The organism is Enterovibrio norvegicus FF-33 (assembly GCF_000286835.2).
Classification (GTDB): domain Bacteria; phylum Pseudomonadota; class Gammaproteobacteria; order Enterobacterales; family Vibrionaceae; genus Enterovibrio; species Enterovibrio norvegicus_A.
Map to the genome: position 1 here is coordinate 1,989,034 of NZ_AJYD02000038.1, position 25,854 is coordinate 2,014,887.

The 25,854-nt window shown below is 47.7% G+C and carries 23 protein-coding genes; 12 read left to right on the top strand and 11 right to left on the bottom strand.

Going from position 1 to position 25,854, the window contains the following annotated elements:
* Positions 1-118 precede the first annotated feature (118 nt).
* From A1OO_RS17070 to A1OO_RS17085, 4 genes are all read left to right on the top strand, one after another.
* Positions 119-1,519: a tryptophanase gene (locus A1OO_RS17070; protein ID WP_017003795.1), complete on the top strand. Its 1,401-nt coding sequence runs from the start codon at positions 119-121 to the stop codon at positions 1,517-1,519.
* A gap of 417 nt (positions 1,520-1,936) precedes the next feature.
* A complete protein-coding gene (locus A1OO_RS17075; RefSeq protein ID WP_017003796.1) occupies positions 1,937-2,305 on the top strand; it encodes a hypothetical protein in 369 nt (122 codons plus the stop codon).
* A gap of 55 nt (positions 2,306-2,360) precedes the next feature.
* Positions 2,361-3,443 (top strand): hypothetical protein, encoded by a 1,083-nt coding sequence (locus A1OO_RS17080; RefSeq protein WP_016958291.1) that lies wholly within the window; start codon positions 2,361-2,363, stop codon positions 3,441-3,443.
* 65 nt (positions 3,444-3,508) lie between these two features.
* Positions 3,509-4,354 carry a hypothetical protein gene (locus tag A1OO_RS17085; protein WP_016958290.1) on the top strand — a complete coding sequence of 282 codons (846 nt, stop codon included), beginning with the start codon at positions 3,509-3,511 and terminating at the stop codon, positions 4,352-4,354.
* A 29-nt stretch (positions 4,355-4,383) separates the two neighbouring features.
* Here A1OO_RS17085 and A1OO_RS17090 read toward each other — a convergent pair whose 3' ends face one another.
* Together A1OO_RS17090 and malX are read right to left on the bottom strand one after the other, a co-directional pair.
* Positions 4,384-5,562, bottom strand: coding sequence for a MalY/PatB family protein (locus tag A1OO_RS17090; protein ID WP_017003797.1), 1,179 nt, complete (start codon positions 5,560-5,562; stop codon positions 4,384-4,386).
* Between the two features lie 78 nt (positions 5,563-5,640).
* A complete protein-coding gene (gene malX / locus A1OO_RS17095) occupies positions 5,641-7,215 on the bottom strand; it encodes a maltose/glucose-specific PTS transporter subunit IIBC (RefSeq protein WP_016958288.1) in 1,575 nt (524 codons plus the stop codon).
* Between the two features lie 251 nt (positions 7,216-7,466).
* On the opposite strand from malX, the gene malI reads away from it, so the two are divergent.
* The 6 genes from malI (at position 7,467) to A1OO_RS17125 (ending at position 14,104) form a co-directional block, all read left to right on the top strand.
* Positions 7,467-8,480, top strand: a complete 1,014-nt coding sequence (gene malI / locus A1OO_RS17100) for a Mal regulon transcriptional regulator MalI (RefSeq protein WP_017003798.1) — start codon at positions 7,467-7,469, stop codon at positions 8,478-8,480.
* Positions 8,481-8,576: 96 nt separating this feature from the next.
* Positions 8,577-9,659: a site-2 protease family protein gene (locus A1OO_RS17105; RefSeq protein WP_026023927.1), complete on the top strand. Its 1,083-nt coding sequence runs from the start codon at positions 8,577-8,579 to the stop codon at positions 9,657-9,659.
* A gap of 131 nt (positions 9,660-9,790) precedes the next feature.
* Positions 9,791-10,543 (top strand): class I SAM-dependent DNA methyltransferase, encoded by a 753-nt coding sequence (locus tag A1OO_RS17110; RefSeq protein WP_016958285.1) that lies wholly within the window; start codon positions 9,791-9,793, stop codon positions 10,541-10,543.
* A 187-nt stretch (positions 10,544-10,730) separates the two neighbouring features.
* The gene (locus A1OO_RS17115; RefSeq protein ID WP_017003799.1) at positions 10,731-11,963 is read left to right on the top strand and encodes a DEAD/DEAH box helicase; all 1,233 of its coding nucleotides are present in this window, start codon (positions 10,731-10,733) and stop codon (positions 11,961-11,963) included.
* 220 nt (positions 11,964-12,183) lie between these two features.
* The gene (locus A1OO_RS17120; protein ID WP_016958283.1) at positions 12,184-13,062 is read left to right on the top strand and encodes an AraC family transcriptional regulator; all 879 of its coding nucleotides are present in this window, start codon (positions 12,184-12,186) and stop codon (positions 13,060-13,062) included.
* A gap of 175 nt (positions 13,063-13,237) precedes the next feature.
* The gene (locus A1OO_RS17125) at positions 13,238-14,104 is read left to right on the top strand and encodes a nuclear transport factor 2 family protein (protein ID WP_016958282.1); all 867 of its coding nucleotides are present in this window, start codon (positions 13,238-13,240) and stop codon (positions 14,102-14,104) included.
* 113 nt (positions 14,105-14,217) lie between these two features.
* Here A1OO_RS17125 and A1OO_RS17130 read toward each other — a convergent pair whose 3' ends face one another.
* The 4 genes from A1OO_RS17130 to A1OO_RS17145 form a co-directional block, all read right to left on the bottom strand.
* The gene (locus A1OO_RS17130) at positions 14,218-16,206 is read right to left on the bottom strand and encodes an LTA synthase family protein (protein ID WP_017003800.1); all 1,989 of its coding nucleotides are present in this window, start codon (positions 16,204-16,206) and stop codon (positions 14,218-14,220) included.
* Between the two features lie 57 nt (positions 16,207-16,263).
* A complete protein-coding gene (locus A1OO_RS17135; RefSeq protein WP_017003801.1) occupies positions 16,264-16,620 on the bottom strand; it encodes a diacylglycerol kinase in 357 nt (118 codons plus the stop codon).
* A gap of 425 nt (positions 16,621-17,045) precedes the next feature.
* On the bottom strand, positions 17,046-17,600 hold the full coding sequence (locus tag A1OO_RS17140; protein ID WP_016958278.1) for a mechanosensitive ion channel family protein: 555 nt from the start codon (positions 17,598-17,600) through the stop codon (positions 17,046-17,048).
* Positions 17,600-18,535 carry a CorA family divalent cation transporter gene (locus A1OO_RS17145; RefSeq protein WP_017003803.1) on the bottom strand — a complete coding sequence of 312 codons (936 nt, stop codon included), beginning with the start codon at positions 18,533-18,535 and terminating at the stop codon, positions 17,600-17,602. Before A1OO_RS17145 ends, A1OO_RS17140 begins: the two co-directional genes overlap by 1 nt.
* Before the next feature lie 133 nt (positions 18,536-18,668).
* On the opposite strand from A1OO_RS17145, the gene A1OO_RS17150 reads away from it, so the two are divergent.
* Positions 18,669-20,018, top strand: a complete 1,350-nt coding sequence (locus A1OO_RS17150) for a magnesium transporter (RefSeq protein WP_017003804.1) — start codon at positions 18,669-18,671, stop codon at positions 20,016-20,018.
* 75 nt (positions 20,019-20,093) lie between these two features.
* Here A1OO_RS17150 and A1OO_RS17155 read toward each other — a convergent pair whose 3' ends face one another.
* Both A1OO_RS17155 and A1OO_RS17160 read right to left on the bottom strand, forming a co-directional pair.
* Positions 20,094-20,438 carry a metalloregulator ArsR/SmtB family transcription factor gene (locus A1OO_RS17155; protein WP_017003805.1) on the bottom strand — a complete coding sequence of 115 codons (345 nt, stop codon included), beginning with the start codon at positions 20,436-20,438 and terminating at the stop codon, positions 20,094-20,096.
* Positions 20,439-20,525: 87 nt separating this feature from the next.
* On the bottom strand, positions 20,526-20,750 hold the full coding sequence (locus A1OO_RS17160) for a glutaredoxin family protein (RefSeq protein ID WP_017003806.1): 225 nt from the start codon (positions 20,748-20,750) through the stop codon (positions 20,526-20,528).
* Positions 20,751-21,000: 250 nt separating this feature from the next.
* Between A1OO_RS17160 and A1OO_RS17165 the strand changes: the two genes are divergently transcribed.
* A complete protein-coding gene (locus A1OO_RS17165) occupies positions 21,001-22,737 on the top strand; it encodes a hypothetical protein (RefSeq protein WP_241819158.1) in 1,737 nt (578 codons plus the stop codon).
* A 55-nt stretch (positions 22,738-22,792) separates the two neighbouring features.
* Here A1OO_RS17165 and A1OO_RS17170 read toward each other — a convergent pair whose 3' ends face one another.
* From A1OO_RS17170 to A1OO_RS17180, 3 genes are all read right to left on the bottom strand, one after another.
* Entirely contained in the window at positions 22,793-23,578 is a 786-nt protein-coding gene (locus A1OO_RS17170; protein ID WP_017003808.1) for a hypothetical protein, read from the bottom strand.
* Positions 23,568-24,830: an electron transfer flavoprotein subunit alpha/FixB family protein gene (locus tag A1OO_RS17175; protein ID WP_017003809.1), complete on the bottom strand. Its 1,263-nt coding sequence runs from the start codon at positions 24,828-24,830 to the stop codon at positions 23,568-23,570. The genes A1OO_RS17170 and A1OO_RS17175 overlap by 11 nt, the downstream gene beginning before the upstream one ends.
* A partial coding sequence (locus tag A1OO_RS17180) for a (Fe-S)-binding protein (RefSeq protein WP_017003810.1) occupies positions 24,823-25,854 on the bottom strand: 1,032 nt, incomplete at its 5' end. The genes A1OO_RS17180 and A1OO_RS17175, both read right to left, overlap by 8 nt.

Below are 25,854 nucleotides of genomic sequence, written 5' to 3' on the forward strand. Positions count from 1 at the left end.
TCGCACGTCCCTTTTTTGTTGGGGTCGGTTTGTGGTTTCTGCGCTTTCCTGATCGCTCACTCGTGAATCATCAGGCGAAGAAAACACCGTCCGTGCGAGCGTAAAAAGGATCAATCCTATGAAACGCTTACCAGAACCGTTCCGTATTAAAATGGTTGAACGCATCAAAATGACCACCCCTGAACATCGCGCGCAAGCATTAGAAACCGCGGGGCTCAACCCGTTTTTGCTCAAAAGCGAAGATGTTTACATTGATCTGCTCACCGACTCCGGTACAGGCGCAATGAGCGATAACCAGTGGGCTGGCATGATGATGGGCGATGAGGCTTATGCAGGCAGCCGTAACTACTACAACTTGTGTGATGCGGTAAAACACTTCTTTGGTTATGAACTCACCGTGCCGACCCACCAAGGGCGTGGCGCAGAGCAAATTCTGTTCCCTTGTTTAATTGAACGGATGCGTCAGGTACGCGGGGGCACAAACCCTGTGTTTATCTCTAACTACCATTTCGATACCACGGCAGGTCACGTTGAAATGAACGGTGGTAAGGCCATCAATGTGCTGACCGAAAAAGCCTTCGACACCGACACCTATGACGACTGGAAAGGCAATTTTGACCTCGATACATTGCGCGAGACCATTGCGCAGCATGGCGCGCACAATATCGCAGCCATTATTACTACTATTACTTGCAACAGCTCCGGCGGTCAGCCGGTTTCCATGGCGAACATGCGCGAGGTTTACCAAATCGCCAAAGAAGCCGATATTCCGGTGGTGATTGATTCCGCGCGCTATTGCGAGAACGCTTGGTTTATCAAACAGCGCGAAACGGGTTACGAAAACCACTCGATCACTGACATCATTCGCGAAATGTATACTTATGGCGATATGCTCACCATGTCTGCCAAGAAAGATCCACTGGTGAATATCGGCGGGCTTTGCTGTGTGCGCGACCATGAAGAACTGTTCCAAGCCGTGCAAACACGCTGCGTGCCCATGGAAGGTTTTATCACCTATGGCGGGATGGCTGGCCGTGATATGGAAGCACTGGCAAGAGGTTTACACGAAGGTGCGGAGGAAGATTACCTTAACTACCGAATTCGTCAGGTGGAGTATTTGGGCGAGCGTTTACGCGAAGGGGGAATTCCCATCCAATACCCAACAGGGGGTCATGCTGTGTTTGTCGATGCGGGGAAAATGCTGCCTCATATTCCCGCCGAACAATTCCCGGGCCATGTGCTCGCTAACGCCTTATATGTGGAAGCCGGTATTCGCGCGGTTGAAATTGGCTCTTTGCTGCTTGGGCGAGACCCATCAACGGGAGATCAGAAACCATCCCCGATGGAGCTGATGCGACTCACTATTCCCCGCCGCGTGTACACCAACGACCACATGGATTACATCGCAGACGCGTTGATTGAACTTAAAGAAAAAGCCGCGTCGCTTAAAGGGCTCGATTTCACCTACGAGCCAACAGTGCTGCGACACTTTACGGCCAAATTTAGAGAAAAAAAGTAGTATCGGATTCATACCACATCTCCTCCCTCTTATCAGGGAGGGGATTTTTAAAATCAAAACTAATTATGAAAGTATATCTCCGACATGTCCTTTCTTATTAATTTAAATAACTTCTCCTCCCTATACCCACATTATCAACAGCATAAAAAAGAGTTTTACCTCAGACTCCATCTAAATAATAAAAGTAATTTCACCATGCCTTAATAATTGGACGTGAATCAAAAGTCATACACAGTGTGAATTCACCAAAAATAAACCATTGCCTTGTTTCAGGCTGTTACTATCCTTTCAGTAGCCTGATTTAATGTTTAGACAATCCCCTTCCTCTCTCACCATTAAAAGTGGTTCAGGCTGTAGTCATTATAAAAAGACTAATAGCTGGCGTTCAAGCCAATCAACATTTAATGGATAAATACCATGTCTATTCATATATATAGAAACAACATCATCACGCATGAAGGTCAATCTACCGTGGATGATTTCATTACTGAAATCCAAGCCAAGTTTGACGAAATAAACGAAGTAGAAAATCTCACTGTATATTCTGGCTATCATGGAGATGAGAATGGAGACTGGTTCATTGATTTTGATGACCAAGAAGTGGCCGACACAAAAAAATTGGCCACAAATTTCAAGAAAGCCTCCGTTTTTTTCATTTCCAAAAAAGCGTCAACGCTACTCAGTGACGAAGATATAAAGTCTGCCTGCAAAAAGGGAAATGTTTTTTTCACATGGTGTGATAGTGACACAAAAATCAAATCAATTATGGGGGAACTTGCCGCATAAAGCACCCCACTCTGGTTTCTAAACTTCCCTATTTACACTGTATGAGGATATTCCCATGGCAGATAATGCAGAAATCAAAGCCACTGAAATAAAACCACCAGCCAGTAACCCGCATAACATTGAGGCGACGAAGTACTACATTTTCAATCAAACGGGCAACATAATGATGTCCAGCACCATAGATTCGAATACACCTATCTCTGAGGACGTTCAGAAGATTTTTTCTGAGGTTTCTGTGTTTTTTGCGGGGATGTCTCGGGCAATGAGCACAACCAAAAACCCTGCAACGGGTAAACCTTACTCCTTGTATAACTATGCCGCTTTAGAGAGTGTCATAAAAGGTTCGGGCTTGTTCGTTCATGTCACAGAAGAAGACGTCACCCACTCCAGCAAAAGCGGCGGCGCAACGTTCAGCAAGGAATTAATTGAATCACTACTTGGGCTCGCAACCGGACTGGGTGGGCTCGCCTTTGCCTCTTCCATGATCTCATCAATTGGCCAAGAAGGTTTAAACATTTCAGCCAGTCAGGATAAAACCAACAGTAAAGTCGGCAACATCGTTTTTGTTTGTGAATACCTCTTGGGCATGCCTTCTATCAGCGCCATTGTTGTCTACGCTGATATGGCGAAAAATGAAGTCGCCTTTAAGGCCGGTCCTTGCATAAAAGGTCATTCGTCTAGCGTTACGCTGACTATGCACAAAGACACCTATATGTTCGTAACACCCACTTTTATTCATGAATATGCTGGCGATCTTGGCTCTATTAATTCCGATCCTCAGTATTTGGCGATGATCAACTGGCTTGGCGGGCTGCTACTTAGAACGCCAACGATATTTAATGTTGCTGATAGGGGTAACGGATACGCATCTGTTGATTCAGGCTCAGCACTTGTTGCCGGACATTCCTACGCACTGCAAGGTCAGTTCCTTCCTACCGATAAAGTCTCTCTCAAATGGGCATCGGGAGCGACAACCTCTACCTTCTCAGAACCGAATTACACTGGCGATCAAATTGCTTTCACCGTCAATGGCACCATGGATGACGAATCAGCCATCAATGTGGTCTTGACCGATGGCGGTAAAGATACCGTGGTTGCTTCCTCTCCAGGATCATTCACCGTCACCAGCGGTACCTAAGCCAGAACGCCGCTTTACCGCCTAGGTAAAACGGCGTTTTATCAATGGTGCTTTGAGCGATAACCATGGAAACGACGCGAATCGAATTGTTCAGTGACTTCTTCCCCCCGCTTCTTCTTGTGATGGCTGGCGCTATTTTATTACTTATTATTTATGCCATATGGGGTAAGCGTCGACATATCGCACCCAAAGAACCCACCCCGAAAGAAAAACTCGCACCATCACGCTATGTCATCCTCAATGAGACGGGAAACATCGTCATTGCAAGCCATCGCCCTCCGAGCGAAAAGCTCCCTGACGACGTCCAAAAGTTGTTTCTCGAAGCCATCAGCATGCTATGTATGATGACAAAAGCCGTCGCCTCAACCACCGACCCACAGACAGGCAGACCATGCTCCATCTACAACCAATACGCACTTGAACAGATGCTGGCGCATCACCCTCTATTTGTTCATATTGGGCAAGTATCGACGGAATATGAGGTACGAAAAAACAATGATTTAATAAAGAAAACGTCTGATGACATGTTTGGTGTGAAAAACAATGACAACGTGAATAAGAAAATCAAAGCGATTTACACCAGCATGGAACTCGCGGCAAAAGCCGTCAGTCAAAGCGGTGAAAATGCACACGCCAAGTTTGGCTATTTAACGCTGTACTGCGAAGACATCATGGGGGTACCTGTGATCACGGCAGTGCTTACCCACTTAGGGAGAGAGGAATCAGCAAAACTTCAGGTGCTTGCAACGAAACCGCTATGGAACATAAAAAAAGACGTCATCAATATGCGAAGAGATTCGTACCTATACAACAGCCCTTCCATGCAAGAGCAGTTCTCTTTGGACACACTGACTGACGCCTTAAAACGTACTCAATCGCCCTCATATCCGCCAGATAACGAAAACGATTAACCCGTTTTCCCCTCAATCAGCGGCGTAAATTAATGGGTCTGAAGCCTGATCGCGCCCACGAGCGCATCCAACCCCGCCTGTACTTTCGAACGTGGACAGCCAAGGTTCAATCGCACATAACCTTGTCCAACCTCGCCATAAACGCCGCCGTCCATGATTGCCACGTTGAAATGTTCAATCAGGTCACTTTGTAGTTTTTGCATATCGAGATTCAAAGCAGAAAGATCGAGCCATGCCAAATACGTGGCATCTGGCACCTGATATTGCACGTTAGCAAAGGCACTATTCAACGTATCACGCACCAGCTCATGGCTTTCTTTCACATACGCATTCAACGCAGTCAGCCATGTTTCTCCGTGGTTATAAGCCGCCATCATCCCGATGACACCCAGGATGGATGGAGACGATAGTCCGTCTACTTCTTTCAGTTTGAACAAATAGTCATTACGCGATTGTTCGCTAGAAATCATGGCATACGCGCCATTGAGCGCCGGAATATTGAAAGACTTAGACGCCGAAGTCACCAATGCCCAACGCTGTTTCATGCCAAAACCCAACCATGGCGCATGTGCTTTAAACGCAACATCCATGTGAATTTCATCCGAGATCAAGGCAACATCGTGTTCATCGCAAAGCGCTGCAATACGCTCAAGTTCTTTGCGGCTCCAAACTCGTCCCGTTGGGTTGTGCGGGCTGCATAACAAGAACACGGTGGTGTCAGGTTGCGCCAACTGCTGTTCCAGTAGCGGCCAGTTAATCTCCCAACCGCTGGCGATTTTTAGCAACGGATTGCGAATACAGCGACGACCTGCGCCTTCGACCAGTTTGTCGAATGCATCATAGGCGGGTGTTTGAAACACGATGCCATCGCCAGCATGGCTCCATTTCTCAATCAACTTGGCAATGATATAAATCACCGATGGGCCATAAACAAGGGTGTCTTTATCAATCTGGGTATCGAATCTGCGTTGATACCAGCGTTCAATCGCGCCTTTAAAATCATCGTGATTCCAACGGCTATAACCCAGCACCGGATGCTCTAAACGTGCTTTTAATGCGTCAATCACGGCATCTGGTGCCGCGAAATCCATGTCTGAAATGGTGAACGGTAGCAAGCCCGCTTTGCCAAATCTGTCCTGCACATAATCCCATTGCGTGCAGTAAGTGCCCATGCGGTCAACCGGCGTATCAAAATTCATTGTTGTCATTTTCTCATCCACACAAACAAGAAAACCCTCGGTCTGACTTTGACCGTCAATCCGAGGGTTTTAGGGGGAACCGTTTAATTAGCTCGCGGTCATCAACGCTTGCATTTCATTCTTCACAAGGTGTACTTGCGTACCAATAACCACTTGCAGGCTATGTGCATCGAGCTTAACCACACCCAATGCGCCGTAAGCTTTCAGCTTGCCAGCATCCACCAAATCCATGTTGTCGACCGTCAAACGAAGGCGAGTGATGCAGTTGTCTAGCGAAGTGATATTCCCTTTACCACCAAGGGCTTTCAGAATCGCTGCACCTTTACCCGATTCGTTGATAAATGCCGCTTCTAGCTCGCCATCTACTTCCGCAGTATCCACTTCACGACCGGGTGTTTTCAGATTGAACTTCAAGATAGCGAACTTGAATACGGTGTAGTAAACCGCAAACCATGCCGCTGCGACCACTGGCACCAAGTACCATTTCGTTGCTGTACCTTGCAGTACGCCGAACACCAAGAAGTCGATGATGTTGCCATCGGTGTTACCAATGGTCACGTCCAGCAAGCCCATCACCATGAAGCCAAGGCCAGTCAGGATTGCGTGAACCACGTACAGCACAGGGGCAACGAATAGGAACAGGAATTCCAACGGCTCGGTAATACCACCGACCACACACGCCACCACACCAGAGATCAGTAGGGCTTTAATCTTTGAGCGGTTTTCAGGTTTAGCGCAGTGGTACATCGCCAATGCTGCACCAGGAAGGCCACCCAAGAACGCAGGCATCTTGCCTTGAGATAGGAATGCAGTGACTTCTGGCGTGAAGCCGTTCGTTTCCGCACACGCTAGCTCAGAGTAGAAAATATTCAGTGCGCCAGAGACTGTCTCGCCACACACCGCCATGGTGCCACCCGCTTCGGTAAAGCGTACCAGCGCCACCAGAATATGGTGCAAGCCGATTGGCAGCAGAAGACGCTCACCCGTGCCGAACAGCATTGGGCCAAACGCGCCAGCACTTGCAATCAGATTGCCGATACCGTTGATGCCAGCCGCAAAGTAAGGCCACACGAAGGGAACCAGCACACCGACCACACCCAGTGTAATAGCCGAAATGATAGGAACGAAACGCGCACCACCGAAGAATGCTAACGCATCGGGCATTTTGAAGGTGTAGAAGCGCTGATGCAGTCTAGCAACGATAATACCGACCATCACCGCACCCAAAATACCAGTGTCTATAGATTCAATGCCAATAATGCTCTTCACGCCATAGGCTTTACTTGCCACCGGATCGCCAAGCACGTTGGCCACTGTCAGGAAGAAGTTGATAGCAAGGTTGAACGCGGCATAGCCAACGAAGCCTGCAAAAGCGGCAACGCCTTTCTCTTCACGCGCCATGCCAAGCGGAATCGCAATGGCGAACATAACAGGCAAATAAATGAATGCCACCAAGCCAATCTTGGTCATCCACATGAACAGGTATTGAAGCAAGATGTTATCTAAAAAGGGGATGGCTTCACGGATTGCTGCGCTCGACAGCGAACTGCCGACCCCAAGCAAAATACCCGAGAACGCGAGGAGTGCCACAGGCAGCATGAAGGTTTTGCCAAGGCTTTGCAGAAACTCCCACATAGTGGTTTTTGTCGCTTTGTTCGTCATAACAACTCTCCGAAACATGAGAACATGACAGAAGTGACGGGTCATCGGACCAGCACACTGAATAAGTGATTTCGGGGCCATCATAGGGGATTTAAATTTTGGTAAAACGTTTTATCAAAACAAATGTGATCTCTGCATACTCCCTTAATCCACAAATTTGATCCGGTTTAAAAAACGGGAAAATAACAGTATCCTTTCGAGGTAAAACGTTTTATCAAGGCACTCTGCCCTAAGACCAAAAAGGAAAACACTTGAAGAAAGTGACGATCACGGACGTGGCTGAGCATGCTGGTGTTTCTGTTACCACAGTGTCGATGGTGCTCGGCAACAAGGGGCGGATATCGGCAGATACGATAGAGAAGGTCAATAATGCGGTGGCTGCGATTGGCTATGTGCGCAATCGCGCAGCGGCAAACTTGCGATCAAACAGCAGTGAGATCATTGGCCTGATTCTTAAAGACATCAGCGATCCTTACTACGCACAAGTTGCAGCTGGGCTTTGTGAAGAAACGGAAAAGCAGGGCTACATGGTGTTTCTGACCCAAAGCGGTGATGAAACCAAATTTGAACAATGCGTGCTAACCATGGCAAGACAAGGCGTGGGTGGCATTGCCTTCTGCCCAGCCAATGAAAACCAACACGTCGATGTGGATGCGTTAAAAGCGCACAATCTGCCGTTGGTGTGTATTTCGCGCGCTTCAGTGAATCAGCAGATTGATTATGTCGGCCCCGATAACGCCAGCGCTGCGAAAATGGCAACGGAACATTTGATCAATCAAGGGCATCGTCGAATTGCATATGTAGGTGGAAAAATCAGTTCACTGTGCCGCGCCGAACGCGTAGGCGGATATTGCAGTACCTTGATGCAGTTTGGCCTACCCTTCAAACCTGAGTGGGTGGTGGAGTGTGACGCAGGGCAAGCGCCCGCCGCCAATGCGGTCGAACAGTTACTGATCAATCACCCGCAAGTCAGTGCGGTGTTATGTCACTATTCGTCGACCGCGGTTGGGGCGGTACAAGGCATTCATCGCCTTGGGCGCTCTGTTGGCACCGACAATCTTTTTAATAAGCAAATCTCAATTGTCGGGTTTGATGCGGTGCAAGAAGCTGAGTTGTCAGAGCCCCCGATTACTTTCGTTAATTCTGATGCGAAAGAGATTGGCCGGCAGGCTGCAAAGCGTCTGATTGAACAGTTTGAAACCAGCGACACTGTCGCCCGTAAAGTGATTGTGGCGCCAACATTGGTCAATGCGATGACAGAGTAAGATGCGTTGGGGCGCATGCGCCCTTCTGTTCTTTTCGTCACCCTCAAAAAACTGCTACATTAGTGCCCATCATTTATCAGATTTAATTACATCATTTTGGAATTATTCAATATTTCGTGCATGGGCAAGCCACTGCGTTTGGAAGGCTCTTTAGCAGGCTGGCAAGCGCTTTACTGGGACAACCAACTCGTGTCTCAACTTGCCGCCAGTGCCGACCCAGACGGCGAGAAAACCCATACCTTTCAGCTTACTGCCAATGACAGCATCATCACGGTGGATGTCTCTACCGATATCCATTGGCAACCTTTCAATGTCGACTATCGTGTTACCGTTGATGGCGAGGTCATTGAATCTGGCTCACGCAATGAAAAAGACATTGAACGTCAGCAGCCTGTCGTGACACCCCAAACGAAACCAAAATTCAGCGTTGTGGGTTTGGCCTCACTCGGCTTCAAGCTTTTAAAAAGCGCCAAAGTCATCAAGGTAGTGTTGGCGGGTGCCAGTGTTGCGGCTTATTCGTGGCTGTTTTCTTGGCAGTTTGCATTGGCGTTGATCGCTTGTCTTGTCGTGCACGAATACGGACACATTCGCGCCATGAAATACTTCGGTATGAAAACCAAAGGCATTTACTTGATCCCCTTCATGGGTGGCTTGGCGCTGTCTGATGAAAAGATAAACACCCGCTGGCAAGATGTGGTTATCTCCATCATGGGGCCAACATTTGGTTTGTTCATGTCGTTATTAGCCTTGGTCGCTTATTGGATCACAGGCAATGTATTCTTTGCGGGCATCGCAACCTTTAACGCCCTGCTTAACTTGTTTAACTTGCTGCCTATTCTGCCGCTGGACGGCGGGCATATCCTTAAAAGCATCAGCTTTTCAATGAACAGTATTGCGGGCTTAGTGGCCTGTATTGCAGGTGCTGCCGTCGGTGTGTACGTCAGTTACGCATTTGGCTTGGCGCTACTGGGTTTTCTTCTGTTGATTGGCAGTGGCGAAATCATCTTTGAATGGAAGTACCGCCATCACACGCATTTATTGCCGCTTAACCGATATGGCCAAATTTTCAGCACACTTTGGTATTTTGCTACCGTTGCTTCGCTGATTGGCGTGATCATCTATTTCGCCACAAAAGGCGATGACATGTTGGCCCTGCCGTTAATGATTTTGCAAAGCTAACTTTCCATTATTGTCCACGTTGAACGCCAGCCTAGGCTGGCGTTTTTATTGCCACAAAAAACGTTAACCACTTCGCAAAACAGTGCAAACGGTATAGTATTCGCCACCTTCATTTTTCCTGGTGAATTTGCTTGAACACACAGCCCTCCACTGCGCTCTATTCTGACCTGTCTGGTTATTACGATTTGATGTGCGCTGACATTAACTACCAACAACAAAGTGACTGTGTACGCAGACTCCATCAAATGTTTGGTAGTGAAGGAAAAACCCATTTAGACCTTGCATGTGGCACGGGTCCGCATGTGCGTTTCTTCATCGATAATGGCTATGAAAGCAGTGGGTTAGACTTAAATCAGCCTATGCTGGATTTAGCGAAACAGCGCTGTCCTGAAGCCCAATTCTCGCTGCAGAACATGTGTGATTTTGTGGTTGATGAACCTTACGATTTGATCACCTGTTTTCTCTATTCGATTCACTACAGCGGCAGCCTTGAACAGCTTCGCGCCTGCATTGAGCGCGTTCATGCCGCGCTGAAACCAGCCGGCGTCTTCTGTTTCAACGCCGTTGAGAAAAAACTGATCAACAATGACTCTTTCGTTCGCCACAGCGTGGAGCACGAAGGCAGCCACTTTGTGTTCAAATCAGGATGGTTTTATGGCGGTAATGGCGACAAGCAAGCGCTCAAGCTCAGCATTGAAAAAACCACCAACAAAGTGACCGAAGAATGGCACGATGATCACCCGATGGTCGCGGTCGGATTCGATGAACTGACAGCGCTACTTGCGCCGTATTTCGATGTGACGATTTTAGAACACGATTACGACAAATTGCTGCCGTGGGACAACGCATCTGGCAATGCAATTTTCACCTGCGTGAAGCGCTAGCCAAACTGAGTTTCTCTATCGAGCTTGTCAGCCTGCGCTGACCTTTACATTTGAAAAATGCATATACTCAAGCAACCTCAAGATGCTTGGGTATAATGCATATACTCAAGCAACCTCAAGATGCTTGGGTATAATGCAAGGCAATCTGTTACACTCGCGCTCCTTTTTCTAGGTCGAATTTTTCATCATGTCTGACAGCGCCTTTTCACAACTTCACCCTACCTTGCAGCAAACACTGGTTAGCCTTGGTTACACCGAGCCTACGAACATTCAGCAGCAAGCCATTCCTCAGGTTTTAGCAGGGAATGACGTGATGGGCGCAGCGCAAACCGGCACAGGGAAAACCGCGGCTTTTACGCTGCCACTGATCCACCAGTTGCTCGAAAGCGGCGCAAAAGGCGCAACGCGAGTATTGGTGGTCACACCAACGCGCGAATTAGCACAGCAGGTGTATGACAAAGTTATCGAGTACAGCCAAAACACATCACTTAAATGTGTCGCTCTGTATGGCGGTGCCAACATCAACCCGCAGAAAAGTCAGCTGCAAAAAGGCCCAGAAATCGTAGTGGGCACGCCCGGTCGTCTTTTAGACCATCTGCACATTGGCACGCTGAACCTTTCGAGCCTCGACACGTTAGTATTGGACGAAGCGGATCGCATGCTAGACATGGGCTTTATTTCAGACATCAAACGATTGATGAAAAGAATGCCCAAAGAACGTCAGACACTGTTTTTCTCCGCCACCTATCCAAAACAGGTATTGGAGTTAGCATATGGCCTACTCAACCAGCCAGTGCGTATTGAAGTGTCTACCTCAAACAGCACCGCAGATACCGTTAACCAATTGGTGCACCCTGTCGATAAGAAGCGAAAGCGTGAATTACTGTCATTTTTGATTGGTAGTCGCAACTTAAAACAAGTGTTGGTGTTTGCCAAAACCCGCCAAACCACAGAAGCCTTAGCTAACGAGCTAAAGCTTGATGGATTAGCCGCTGAAGCTATTCATGGCGAGAAAACCCAAGGTGCAAGAAACCGCGCCTTAGAAGGCTTTAAAGAAGGTAAAATACGCGTGCTGGTTGCAACAGATGTGGCGGCACGTGGTTTGGATATTCCTTCCCTTGATACCGTGTTTAACTATGAACTGCCACACGCGGCGGAAGATTATATTCACCGTATTGGGCGTACCGGACGTGCAGGAAAAAGCGGAAATGCGATTTCATTGGTGAGTCGAGAAGAAGAAGGCATGCTGGCGGCCATTGAAACCTTAATTGACCAACGCTTGCCACAAGAATGGCTGGAGGGGTTTGAACCGGATTTGAATGCCGAAATCGAACACCGTGAAAAACGCGGCGGACGAGGCGGTGACAAACGCCGTTTGAAGCACCAACTGCTGAAAAAATCTGGCGGTAAAAAACGTTAATTCTGTGTTTATCAACCGCATGCTTTCTCATCATGGGTATGCGGTTTTATCTACATACTGGCTTTATCAACGCTACTCTCATACCCCATCACACCATCGAAGCACGTCTTTCCCTATTCTCTGCCTCCAACGGATCGGTATCCACGGTAGCGTGCAAATAGCAGATACGCCCAACATTCCGCTACAATACTAAGAGTTTTAGACGGAGCTAACATTCAATATGCACATCCCGAATATCGGTTTTAATCATCATAAAACCAATCAGGCAGAGTTGGAAATTATCGAACTCAGTGCGCTTGAACAGGCTCAGCACATAGACCATGCGCCTCAGTTGCCACACCGCGTAAATTTCTTTTTGTTGATATATATTGAGCACGGCGAAGGCAAGCATTGGGTAGATTTCAAAGAGTACGCCTATCAAGCAGGCTCTGTGATTTTCGTGCAAAGAGAACAAGTCCACGCGTTTGATTTTTCTAATATGCCCAAAGGAAAAGTGCTAATTTTCACTCAAGCGTTTCTAGACAATGTACATACCAACATGCGCTTACCTAATTACACGCCTACCCACTTAAACCATCTTCAGTCACCCATATTGACGTTGGACGACCAAAACAACCGCCGCACTGAAACGCTGATAGAAGAAATGACCACGGAGATTGGCCTGGAACATCGAGACCCATTAATCGTGATGTATCTATTTTGCTCGCTTGCCTTGCTTCATCGTCGACTGCAGCCAAAAGAAAATCTGGCAGCACTTTCTCAAACGCAAAGCCAAAAATTTGCTCGTTTATTCGAATTACTTCAAAGCAACTTCCAACGTGTACGAGATGCCAATTGGTATGCACAACAGTTAGCGATGACGTATAAAACCCTCAACCAAATCTGCAAAATCGCAACCAATATGACAGCCAAGCAAATGATTGATGCCTTTACCATCATTGAAATCAAACGACGCTTGGTGGTTAGCAATGTCACCTCGCAGCAACTCACCTACGACTTCGGTTTTGACGATGCCAGCAACTTCCTCAAATATTTCAAAAAGGAAACGGGACTCACGCCGAGTCAATTCCAGAAAATTCACACCACACCGGTGCTATAAAACCCACGTCATATATCCAGCCTATCCGCTCCGGTAAATATCACTAAAGGTTCGACATTCACCATTTAAAAGCCCTTTTTGACTCTGCCACCGCTTGGTGCTCTCACCTAACATAGTCCCCAACATGAAACGTAATTCACGACAAACACATCGTCGAAATCACAGGGACTCCACCATGAAAACATTATCGAATTCAGTTAGCCGCTCTGTCATTGCTGCCAGCATTCTAGGCGTAACCGCTTGTTCTGCGCAGTCTTCCACTGACACATTGAGCAATAAAGACAAAGCCGTCGCACTCATCAGTAGCATCGAAACGGGTGACCATGGCCCAATTGCATACATCAATTCAGATAAGTACATCCAGCACAATTTAGCGGCTGCCGATGGTCTTGACGGGTTTGGTGAATTAATGGCGATGTTGCCAGAGGGGAGCGCTAAAGCTGACGTTAAGCGCGCATTTCAAGATGGTGATTTCACCGTCACACACACAGAATATGATTTCTTTGGCCCAAAAGTTGGCTTTGATGTATTCCGCTTCGAAAACGGTCAAATCGTCGAACATTGGGATAACCTGCAAGCCATTGCCCCTGCTAATCCAAGTGGACGCACACAGCTAGATGGCTCAACAGCGATCACTGACCTCGACAAGACCGGTGCGAACAAAGCGATTGTGGCTGACTTTGTCAAAACCATTTTGATGGAAGGAAACATGGCCCGAATGAACGATTTCATCGACCATGGTGAAGATGCGTATATACAGCACAACAGCGCTGTAGGTGACGGTCTAGAAGCACTTGGTACAGCTCTTGGTGCCCTCGCCGAGCAAGGCATGCCAATGGTGTACAGCACCAACCATAAAATCCTTGGTGAAGGTAACTTTGTGCTGGCCATTAGCGAAGGGACTTTCCTTAATCAAGATGTAGCATTCTATGACCTGTTCCGTTTAGACAACGGTAAAATCGTGGAACATTGGGATGTGATTGAAAACATTCCGCCACGCAGCGACTGGAAAAACGACAACGGTAAGTTTGGCTTCCAATAAGTCTGACTTTTACGGGTGAAAAGCACGCTAATCGACACAACAAAAAGCCGCAAAACGTTGCGGCTTTTTGTTATCCATTTCTGATATCAATAGATGTGTACGAAAGCGATATTCTATTGCTTACCAGCACGATTTTGCTGGCTGGCGGCGTCGCTATTACTGGCAGAATAGTAGTTTTCTCGAAACGCCAAACTCCCCCACATCGCATTAGCGTGAGCACAATTCACAATACCTTGTTCGATATCTTGCTCCTGCAAGGTATCCGCAACCGGATCGTATTGATAGGTTGAGATCCCGAGTCCCGGCTGGATCACGACCACTTTATTGTCTTCCGTCATCCACGCAAAATTCTTGTCACGCTGCATCAATGCACGTTGTTTTTTAACGGGCACCTCTTTCGTTAGATCGTGGCCGATCATCGGGTTATCGCTACTGATCCCCGCCAACGAAAGCAGCGTCGGGGGAAGATCAATCTGGCTCACTAAGCGAGTATCCAAATGTGGCTCAATACCACCACCGAAAATCACTGCTGGAATTTTAAAGTGCCCGATCGGAACCGGTAAATTGCCATACGTGCGCGCATCATGATCCGCGACAACGACGAACACAGTATCATTCCAGTAATTTGATTTTTTCGCTTTATCGATAAATTCACCCAATGCAAAATCAGCATACTTCACCGCATTTTCAACGGTTTTCTTGGGCTTGTTATAGGGTTCAATGACGTTATCAGGGTATTCAAAAGGACTGTGATTGGAGGAACTGAATACCAAACTAAAGAAAGGCTTACCTTCTTTTTCCAACTGGCTGAACTGTTGATCGGCTTTATTATACAAATCTTGATCTGATGCCCCCCAAGAACCGACAAACGTGGGAGAGCTAAAGGTTGGGAAATCCTGCATATCAACAAAACCGTTGCCCAAAAAGAAGCTCTTCATGTTGTCAAAATGGCTCTCGCCGCCATAAATAAACTGGGTGTGGTATTGATTTGCTTTCAGCAGATCTGCAATCGAAAAAAAGTTGGTCTGACTCTTACCCAGCTTCACCACCGAACGAGCAGGTGTCGGTGAAAAGCCTGTTGTGACCGCTTCAATACCTCGCACTGAGCGCGTACCGGTTGCGTACATGCGTGTAAATGCCCACCCTTCGTCAATCAACGCGTCTAAATTGGGGGACGCATCTATCCCACCAAGGCTTTTGACATAGCGCGCACCATGGCTTTCTAGCAATAAGATCACAATGTTTTTGGGCTTACCTTGATAGGTCGATTCATGATCGGCAAGTGATGGAACCTTGTCTGATATAAACGCTGACTCAGGCACATTCATCGACCGTCTGACTTCAGAAATGATGTCAGCGCTATCCATCTTCGGATAGAAATCAAACGCACTCGCTTCTGAGCCCATTTGCTTGGCAGCAAACAATACCGAGTATGAAGAATTCAACGTTATATCGTTGACCAAAGGGTCACTAGAGAAGAACACCATCGCAGGATTAAGTGGGCGATGACCTAGCGAAGAACGCGCTCCCATCACGCCGATAGCAACAACCAAGACAGCAATCAATGGGCGCCAATACCATTTGGGGTAGCGCAAACCTGAGACCAGAGATTTGCTCCATGTCCATCCCAGCGCCAAGGTCAGCAGCGATACAACAAGCCCGACAAACAATTCGAGTTTATAGCCACTCCAAAGCATGCCAAACACCTCTTTTGGATAGACAAGGTATTCAACAAACAAACGATTAGGCCGAAGGTCGTACTCTATGATGAAAGGCGGCGTCGCCACTTCCATATAGACCACAAACCATAAGCCTAGGGTGATCCATACGCGCAAAATCCAGTGCCAAATTCGCCCAATAACATGGTCTCCGGACAAAAGAGAAGCAAGCAACGCGGGCAGTATGAAGAGATAACAGATTGATGCGATATCTATACGTAACCCACTGAGAAATATTGAGCTCCAGCCATGGGCGTCATTCACGCGGTCGATATGCCAAATGGCGAGACTTAATCGGGACACAGTAAAGATCAAGATCAAGACCAGGCAGGCGCAAACAATCGGGTATAACGGGCCCAACACTGATTTTATATTTTTCAACACAGTCACTCCATGTGATGGCTAAAAGCGTTTTATAAAACTAAACGGGAGGTACTTGGGCTAAATTAATATCCAAACCCACGTAAAAAGGGCAAAGGCTAATGAGACAAACACAGCCGCCGACGCGATGTCTTTGGCTCTGCCACTGAGCTCATTCCACTCATCCCCGACCCTGTCGACAACCACTTCAACCGCTGAATTCAAAAGCTCTGTTATAACCACCAGCATCAACGAACCAATAAGAAGGATTTGTTCAATTTTCTCTACGGGTAACCAAAATGTGAGGATGACAAGCGGCACGACCAGTGCTATTTCTTGCCGAAAAGCCGCTTCGTGCTTCCATGCTGACCGAAGACCAAACATCGAAAATCGCGTCGCATAGATAATTCGCATCAACCCTGTCGCTGGGGATTTCATGTAGGGGATTTTCCTTTCCATCACTAAGTTGTCAGTACTCATGTTTGACCATGACGACGCAAGTCTATGTAACAAATGTAATACATCGATCTATTAGCGAATGAACACACCGTTTTTTCATCGAACAGCGCTCCACACACCGCAGTGTGAGACCAAGCGTGAGCTTATCGTTCGAAACTTAAGGAAAGCTTAAGAGGTGAAAATCAGGCTAGATGCCATGAAAGGTTTTGCGGAAACTCGGGAGGTAAAAATAGCGCGTGGCGCTCGTTGCAAATCAATGTTTAAAATAAAGGTCAATAGAAAAGGGCAGCGAAAGCCTGCTCACTGCCCTAACCTATGAACCTATGAACCTATGAACCTATGAACCTATGAACCTATGAACCTATGCTCGACGAAACCAAGCATCCGTTTCCGAATGTGTCGTATCAACTGCCTTCAGATAAAACATCGGCTGCTTTCACTGGTTCTTCTGCGACGATTTTCGTCACCCCTTTTTGCAGTATAAGGTTATTGGGGTACGTAATTATGTTGCCGCTCGCATGGCGAAGAATCACGTGAAACATCGTGATATCAATGATGACACCACTAATGTCATCATCTTTGTCCGACACTTTGACTTTGTCACCAATGCGATAAGGGAACACAAAAAATATCAACACACTGGCTGTCAGGTTACTCAGTATTGACCATTGGGCAAACAGCGCAACACCAAGCACCGCGAAGATCGAGGACAAAAATAACGAGATATCACCAAATCCCAAATCGAGAACAATAGTGAAGATGGCAACGAACAGCAAGAACGATGCCGCATTGAATGATTTGATCACAAACTGAGTGCGTTTCAGGTTCACGCGCTTGTTTTGAGCCAGTGTTTCTATCCACTTTCGACCGACACGTTTAAACACCAAAAAAGCAACAATTAATAGTAGGCCGAGACCGAATTGCTTCAACAACACATTCGATAGTAATAACTCAATCATTAAATAAATCTTAACCTCTTCAAAACAATCACTTCAATGGCCACCACTGCAACCAGTCCGATACAGAATAAGGTAAACGCTATCGGATTTTCCGTTCCCGGAATCCCACCAATGTTGACACCAAGCAAACCCGTAAAGAAACCCGCAGGTAAGAATATCCCTGCGATAATCGAGAATAAATAGGTATTTCGATTCATTTTCTCTGCTTGTCGCTGGCTTAAATTCGCCAAGAATACGTTGATTTGATCAATATAAAACTCAATCGACTCATTGATTCTCATTGTGGTATCGAGACTATTTTTGAGATGGTTTTGCGCATCCACGAGTGCTTTAGGCTGTATCTCAATAAGGTCTTCAAACACATACTTTTGCGGCTTCAAGTAACGTCTCAACCTTAACAAACGCGAGTGCAAAGCGTTGAGCGCCTGAGTGTCCTCATCCCCTTCCCAATCTAGGCCATCGAGCAACGTTTCCACAGGAACCAAAAAGCTTGAAATGTGCTTATTGATGCCCGTCACCATGCCAATAATGACGTCAGACAAAGAGGTTGGGCCCAGCCCTTTTTCTAACTGAGCAATCAATCCAGACACTGAGCGAGACGGGACTTTACGCGTTGAAATGAGCGCCCCTTTATACCAAAGAATACGCAAGCTCAGCATATCGTCTGGCTGTGAACCTTCGTTAAAGTTAATGCCGCGTAAGATCATCAAGAAACAATCATCGTCGAAATGCTCAAAGCGAGGGCGCGTATCATCGGCCAACAGCGAATCAACAATGGCTTCAGGAATCGCATTGTCTTCCAGCCACCCTCGTAATCCGTCTGCATCACGTTGACAGTGATACCATACAGAAGGCTGCAACTCCCCTGATAACTTTTTGTTTTCATAAGCTATGCCTGACGAAAACCGCCAACTTGAGATGATAAAATCGTCCATGCGTCTAACTCTTCACCTAATAATGTTCTTATTTAACATATGAAATTTCTATTGCATCAATGTTTTTTATTGCTACATCCAGATCCTTTGCATTACTCTCGCCAGATCGCTTATCTGCTGACTTAAAGAACCCATGGAAAATAACACGATTCAGGACGTAGTCAGTGAGCTTCTCACAGATAGTGGCGACGTTGACTCGCAACACGCTGTCATCGAACAGTGGGAGCAAGACAACTCCCCTGTCGATATTGCATTGTTGCTTGAGTCACTTCCGCTTACCGAGCGCTTGAGCACATGGGAACAACTTTCAGATGCGATGAAAGTTCCCGTTCTGGTCGAGATGCGTACAGACGCCAGTACATCCATCCTCAACAACCAGGATGAAGAGAAATTACTCTCTCTATTTACGGGAATAGATGCAGATACACTGCTTGAACTTCAAGACAGCATTCCAGACCATTTGCTCGAGAACGTGCTTGGGCGAATGGATGAAGAGCAGCAAAATCGCTACTCGGCTGCACAACAATTTGAGGATGACGAAGTCGGGCACTGGTGTGATCACCAGCCTTTAGTTGTGCCTGCAAAGACCAAAATCAAAGTGGTGATGCGACTTTTACGTCGCCATCTTCCTCCGCATAGCCACGTTATTTTCTTGGTCGACAGCAGAGGGAATTGGGATGGTACAGTGCGCATCAATCGCTTGTTTGGTGCCGACCCGACACTTCGCATTTCAGAGTTTTCTGAAGATGACTTTCCGTCACTCAACGCCAAAGAAGATATCTATACGGCCGCAAACAAGGTAGCAGCCAGTGGCGAGTCGTCACTACCGGTTATCACGGATAGTGGCTTGTTGATTGGTCGCTTAGACATGGGCACGGCTTACGAGCTACAAGGTGAAAAAGCCGAATCACAATTGATGGCAAAAGCCGGTCTAGATGAAGATGAAGACCTTTTTGCTTCCGTTCGCAAAAGCGCGCAGAACCGTGCAATTTGGCTTGGCATTAACCTAATGACGGCCTTTCTCGCGTCATGGTTTATTGGCTTGTTTGAAGCCACACTGCAACAAGTGGTCGCATTGGCGGTCTTGATGCCTGTTGTTGCCTCCATGGGCGGCATTGCTGGCAGCCAGACACTCACCTTGATTGTGCGCGGCTTGGCGCTCGGGCAAATATCAAAAGCCAACCTTAAACCGCTACTGACAAAAGAAGTCAAAGTCGGTGCACTAAATGGCGTGTTATGGGCCATTGTGATCGGGCTTGTTGCAGGTTATTGGTTTGACAGCCCAATGCTTGGTGTTGTCATTGGCATCGCCATTGTCGCTAATATTATTTGCGCCGCGATATCGGGGATTTTCATTCCAGTAATACTCGACAAGTTCAAAATCGATCCCGCGCTGTCTGGGTCAGTGATCTTAACCACAGTCACCGATATTGTAGGCTTTGTGGCTTTCTTGGGATTGGGCAGCGTGTTTTTGCTAGGCTAAATCTTAAGTATCTAAATCAAAAACCTCATCGAATTTGCTGAGATTTTTCTAAATACTCAGTCATCAATGATGCGTTTAACAACAACTCAACACTCGTTCAGGTCGGTCACCCATTCGGCACAATTTCTCCATGCTGTCTTGCAGGAAGATTTGATTTGATTCAATGGTTAGCGCTAACACATCTTTTGCCCACGAAGGCAGCTCATTGCGAATGCGATAGAACACCCATTGCCCCTGACGGCGGTCATTAAGCAAACCACTCTTACGCAATTGCGCCAAATGGCGAGACACTTTAGGCTGGCTTTCTTCTAATGCAGCCATCAATTCACAGACACACAACTCACCTTCCTGTTGAAGCAACAACAAGGTCTTCAGGCGCGTTTCGTCCGCTAAACATTTGTAAAAAGTCACGGGTGACATAGATTTCGCCGTATCAATAAGCAATGAATTTTGTAGCAATCACTTTATATATGATTTCCCATATGTAAAGTGACGATTTTCTTTCAATCACTTCAATGCCTGTTCTACGGCTTTTACTGAAAATCCATGCAGCACTTTATCGCCAATTTTGATCACGGGAACGCCACGCGCACCTAATGCTGCGTGCTCTTTTCGCCCACGAGGCGTACCAACATCACACAATCGATAGGTCATTTTCTTGCTGTCAAAGAACTGTTTTGCTGCCTGACAGTGAGCACAGCTTTTGCTGGTGTAGATCACGATTTTTATCACATTGCCTCCATTGCCATGCAAAGATAATTATTCTGCATTATTAAGCTTACAAAGATTAATTATCTTACTCTAATTTAGTATTGAATTGTTCATATCACTACCAATTGAATACATGAGATTTTTAGCCAACCCTAATAAACAATATCTTTAGCGCTAGCAATCCTGAGACAACATACCTGCCACGTTCAACATAATCTCCCATTTGATAACGAGGTTTAACCTCACATAACAATATAAAAAGTAAGGACATATGATGAAAATAAAGATGATTGCCAGTTTGATCATGGCAACAAGTCTCTCTTCTGCAGCATATGCGGATTGTTTCGGTAATGTTTATGCGATGAACGCAGGTCGTGGTCATGTTGGCTTCATGATTGATGTACAAGAAGATAAGCAACTCACTGGCGTTTACAATGGTGACAGGGCACTCAAAGAGTCACGAGCGCTGTTCAGCAGCTCTGCCATGGCGTATGACAAAAACACCAACCGTATCTACTACGTCAGTACACCGCGCCCTGATGACTACCATGTTGATGGGCTTGATGACGAAACGGTGGCCAAAGAATTCTCCAACTTGGACTTTCATGCTTCACGTGTGAAAAACAACCAACTCGCTTACTTCGATCCAGAAACCAACCAACACACCATTGTTGCTGAGGTGCCTAACGTTTTCCGCATGGCCTTTAACCCAGCAACCGGCACCTTGTTCGCCTCTGATAATCGCAAAGTCTTTACGATTGATCCTGTTGATGGCTCAACAACCGCCGTGGGCAATTTTGAAACCAATATGGTCGCGGGTGGGTTTACTAACTGGGGGGATTTTGTCTTCTATGACAACAAGCTTCTTCTCGTCTCCAACACACGCTCGTTCAGCATTGATACCTCAGACGCCTCATCAACGCTTGATTCTTTTCACTACATTGATTTCGTCACCGCCGCTACGCTTGACCAAAATGGACAACTGCTGATTGCCACCAAAAATCAGAATGTCACGGGCAACATCAACAGCACAGGGCTGTGGCGCTTGAACCCAGAGACAGGTGAAAAGGTTTCTGTTGGTTTGTTCCCCAGCCGCATCAGTGCGATGGCGACCAATACCCAAGAAACGTATAAATGTTATGACGAAACCATCTTCCCAAGCGAGACGATTGTTGAAGTAACAGGCGTCACTGGCGACACAGTGACCGAAGGGCAAAGCGCTACCTTCAACGTCAATTTTGATAAAGAACTCAAAGCAAGCAAAGAGGTGACGCTGGCGCTCAAAGATGGCACGGCCTTCTCGGGTACTGATTACAGCCGCGATGTCAGTGTAATATTTGATGAGACAAATAGTGTCGACGTGACACTGACTGATACTGGCGTCAAGGTCACCGTGCCGCCGGGTGTCAGCAGTATTCGAGTGGTAGTATCGACAATCGATGACAACACTGATGAAGATGATAAAACTTTTTCTCTCGACGCTTGGATAAACGACGATCAAAGCGACAAAGCATCTGCACTGGCCACGATTAAAGACAACGATGAACCATTAGGCGCGTGTAGCTCCGGCGTCAAACTGCAAATGGCTGCAAGTGGCGATGGCGCTTGGTCCTATTTTGGTGTGGACTGCAATAAATCCGATGTCTATTTTAATGCGGCGGGTCTATACAGTGATTCGGCCCGTCATACTCGAGTAAGTTGGACCACTGACTATGGCAGTTTTTCAACCACCAACTATGACCGAAACAATGGTGGGATTAGAGGCTATGTCGGGGTAACAGAAATCAAAACACTGAAAACGCTAACCGTCAATGGTAGCTCAACCATTAAACCTGCTTGCCAACATGGTGATGTTCGCGGTACGCCATTGTCTTATGTTTACACAGGCTCAATCACCATAAAGGCAGATGGCACTCAGCAGTGTTACTTGAAATTGAACTACGATTTCTGTGATGGTGCCGATAACCGCGTGTCTAGATCCGCTACCAGTACCAACTGCGGACAGTGAGCTTTCACAGCGCTTTATCCTCGTCTCTTATCATTTTGATTGAAATTAGAGATGCCTAAATCACGCCTTCTTTTTTAAGCAACACCAATATAGCCTCAGCCGCGTCTTGTGGGCTGGGGTTATTCATGACCTGACCACCAGAAGACGCAGGTGCTGCCGTCGCGGCCAAAAAGCGATCGCGCCCTGACGCTGATGCTGCCACGGTTTTGACTCGCTTCGGTTTCTTCTTCGCTACCTGCCATTGCCAAGTCTGTGCAAGTTCATCTTTGTGCGCTGCCACTTGCAATACATTTACGATGCCATCACGTGCCTTGGTAAACGCACTCTGACGCGGCTCTGGCGCAGCGCCACTTGCCAATAGCACCGCAGGCAATGTGATGCGTAAACGACGACGCTGCCCACCTGACAAGGCTTGCAGTACCTCGGCGTGTGTTTCTGTTTGAGTGAGCACATCCACCACGTCGGGCACAACCGTCGCGCTGAGAGATTGAGCAACCAGATACGGCACCATTCCCGAAGATTCGCCCCGTTCGGCTCTTGCGCCACACATCACTATGTTAGGTTTTCGCGCCGAAACATGATCTGCCAAGGCGAGGCTCGCATCGGCGTCTTGCGACACCTTGAGCACATCCAACTGCTTCACGCCCATACCGAGGTATTCTCGAATAGCGAGTGAATCCGGATCGCCTGCGAAAATCACCGCAGGTGCTTCTCCTAAACCCTCTTCTAACTTCAGTGCCAATTCCAAGGCTTTGGCGTCACTTTCCGCCCGACGCGCTCGACCAGACAAGGGATGCTGACCGCAAGAAACCAAAACCATCACACTGCTGTTAGCTTGCATCTTCAATCTCTCCTAACTCGCCTTGCGTGGCGTCAATCAAAGCCTGCATCACGGCAGCGCTATCGGCGATGATGCTGAGATCGGCGCGTTTCACCATGTCGCAAGACGCATCGGTATTAATCGCAATCACGCTGTCGCAATGCGTCATGCCTTGAAGATGCTGAATCGCACCAGAGATGCCGACTGCAATATACACTTTGGCGTTGACATACGTGCCCGATGCGCCCACCTGAGTAGGACGCGGCATGTGTCCGTTATCGACGGCAACGCGGCTTGCCCCTTCGGTGGCGCCCAGTGCGTCGGCACATTGATGAAACAAGGCCCAGTTACGCACGCCATTACCGCCCGACAAAATAAATCGGGTTTCGGGTAACGGGATATCTTTGGGATCAACCGCCACACGACCAAGATCGACAATCTTAGCCTGACCGTTTTCCACATCTGGACAAGCACAAGCCGATGCTTCACTGACGAACCCTGAAATGGGGTCGGACACTTGCTCTTCCACCAGCAAGAAGCGCGACAGCACTCGGGTCACATAGTGCTTCTCGTCGCCGCTACCGCATTCAATCGAACCATGAGAAGCTGCCTTCACCCGCGTGGCGGGACGCTCGCCCAACGACGCACTCAGCTTTCTTGCGAGATCGCCGCCAATTAATGTTTCATCAGCGAAAATCCAATGTTGAGGCGCGAGTTGGGTATGCAATGCATGCAGCACCGCCAACCAATGATCCGGCGAATATGTCGTATTGTCGCCAAGAGAAATGACACGATCCGCGCCGAAAGCCGCCATGTCATCATCGCGGTTAAACAAAGTGAGAAACACAATTGCAGTGTTTGGCGTGACGGTCTTATCATCGAGGGTTGTCGCCAGTTGGTGCGCAAGGCCAAGCATGTCTTTATCAAGAGTGGTGAGCTTTTTGCTGTCAGCGTCAGACACCACCACGATGTAACGTGTTGGCTCGGTGATCTGTCGACGCGGCAAAGATTGAGACTGTGATTTTTTCGCAACGCCTGAAGACGATGATGACATGCCGCCAGAACGATCAATGCGCTTAATGCCATCCGCAGAGGTAAAGCCAACTCCATGCGGATTCTTTCGGCGAACCCCATTCACCATCATGTTAGCCGTACCGCTCTCAACACCCCCATCAGAGCGACCATCAAACGTGGTCAGCTCTTCGTGCTTGGGGTGCAGACGATCACGCAGGATTCTCTCTTTTCGCGGATCGCGCCGCTTTATCTCATCCATTGCGACCCCCTTCGCTTTGCCCCGTATCAATCACCCGTTCAAGCAGCATGACAGCCACATCTTGAACGGCAGGGCGTGGCATCACCACGCCTTCTAGCATTACCGCACATTGCGGGCAAGCAACGGCTACCATGCTGGCCCCCGTTTCGCGGGCATCGTCCATTCGCATATCCGCGATCCGTTGCTCGCCTTGAATATCCGTGATGGGCGCGCCCCCTCCACCGCCACAACAGCGAGAGCGAAAACCTGAGCGCTCCATTTCGTTGATCGTCATCCCCATGCGTTCCAACAAGAATCGCGGGGCATCATAACCACCGTTGTAACGCCCTAAATAACAGGGATCGTGATAAGTGACGCTTTGCGCTTTGGCCGTATTCAAGGTCAGTGACTCGCGTTCGACGCATTGAGCGAGAAATTCAGTGTGGTGCATGACTGAATAGTGACCGCCAAAGTCGGCGTATTCATTTTTCAGGACATGAAACGCGTGGGGATCGGGCGTTACAATGGTGTTGAAGGTGTACTTATTCAGGGTTTTCACGTTGGCCTTGGCTAAGCGCTGAAACGTGGCTTCATCGCCCAATCGACGCGCTAAATCGCCACTGTCGAGTTCTTCATTGCCCAAAATGGCAAAGCTAACGTTTGCGTGTCGAAGCAGTGCCACTAGCGCTCTCAATGTGCGCTGATACGCCAAATCAAACGCGCCATCGCCTGCCCATAGCAACACATCCGTCTTGCCGACACTTGCCATGGTATCGAGCTTAAGATCAACTGCCCAAATGGCGCGGTTTTGCGGTGACAAGCCATTCGGGTTATCCGTCGCAATCAAATTATTCAGGGTTTCTGCGCCTTTTCCTGCGGTTTCCCCTTTCGCCAGTGTCAGATGTCTGCGCATATCAACAATGGCATCAACATGCTCAATCATCATCGGACACTCTTCCACACATGCGCGACACGTGGTGCATGACCACACGGTATCGGTGAAGATGATAAAACTTTTTCTCTCGACGCTTGGATAAACGACGAT

Bases quoted from the DNA above. Each gene is read 5' to 3' on its own strand.
- A1OO_RS17070 (WP_017003795.1), top strand. From the start codon at position 119: ATGAAACGCTTACCAGAACCGTTCCGTATTAAAATGGTTGAACGCATC.
- A1OO_RS17075 (WP_017003796.1), top strand. From the start codon at position 1,937: ATGTCTATTCATATATATAGAAACAACATCATCACGCATGAAGGTCAA.
- A1OO_RS17080 (WP_016958291.1), top strand. From the start codon at position 2,361: ATGGCAGATAATGCAGAAATCAAAGCCACTGAAATAAAACCACCAGCC.
- A1OO_RS17085 (WP_016958290.1), top strand. From the start codon at position 3,509: ATGGAAACGACGCGAATCGAATTGTTCAGTGACTTCTTCCCCCCGCTT.
- A1OO_RS17090 (WP_017003797.1), bottom strand. From the start codon at position 5,562: ATGACAACAATGAATTTTGATACGCCGGTTGACCGCATGGGCACTTAC.
- malX (WP_016958288.1), bottom strand. From the start codon at position 7,215: ATGACGAACAAAGCGACAAAAACCACTATGTGGGAGTTTCTGCAAAGC.
- A1OO_RS17115 (WP_017003799.1), top strand. From the start codon at position 10,731: ATGTCTGACAGCGCCTTTTCACAACTTCACCCTACCTTGCAGCAAACA.
- A1OO_RS17120 (WP_016958283.1), top strand. From the start codon at position 12,184: ATGCACATCCCGAATATCGGTTTTAATCATCATAAAACCAATCAGGCA.
- A1OO_RS17125 (WP_016958282.1), top strand. From the start codon at position 13,238: ATGAAAACATTATCGAATTCAGTTAGCCGCTCTGTCATTGCTGCCAGC.
- A1OO_RS17135 (WP_017003801.1), bottom strand. From the start codon at position 16,620: ATGAAATCCCCAGCGACAGGGTTGATGCGAATTATCTATGCGACGCGA.
- A1OO_RS17140 (WP_016958278.1), bottom strand. From the start codon at position 17,600: ATGATTGAGTTATTACTATCGAATGTGTTGTTGAAGCAATTCGGTCTC.
- A1OO_RS17145 (WP_017003803.1), bottom strand. From the start codon at position 18,535: ATGGACGATTTTATCATCTCAAGTTGGCGGTTTTCGTCAGGCATAGCT.
- A1OO_RS17150 (WP_017003804.1), top strand. From the start codon at position 18,669: ATGGAAAATAACACGATTCAGGACGTAGTCAGTGAGCTTCTCACAGAT.
- A1OO_RS17155 (WP_017003805.1), bottom strand. From the start codon at position 20,438: ATGTCACCCGTGACTTTTTACAAATGTTTAGCGGACGAAACGCGCCTG.
- A1OO_RS17165 (WP_241819158.1), top strand. From the start codon at position 21,001: ATGATGAAAATAAAGATGATTGCCAGTTTGATCATGGCAACAAGTCTC.
- A1OO_RS17170 (WP_017003808.1), bottom strand. From the start codon at position 23,578: ATGCAAGCTAACAGCAGTGTGATGGTTTTGGTTTCTTGCGGTCAGCAT.
- A1OO_RS17175 (WP_017003809.1), bottom strand. From the start codon at position 24,830: ATGGATGAGATAAAGCGGCGCGATCCGCGAAAAGAGAGAATCCTGCGT.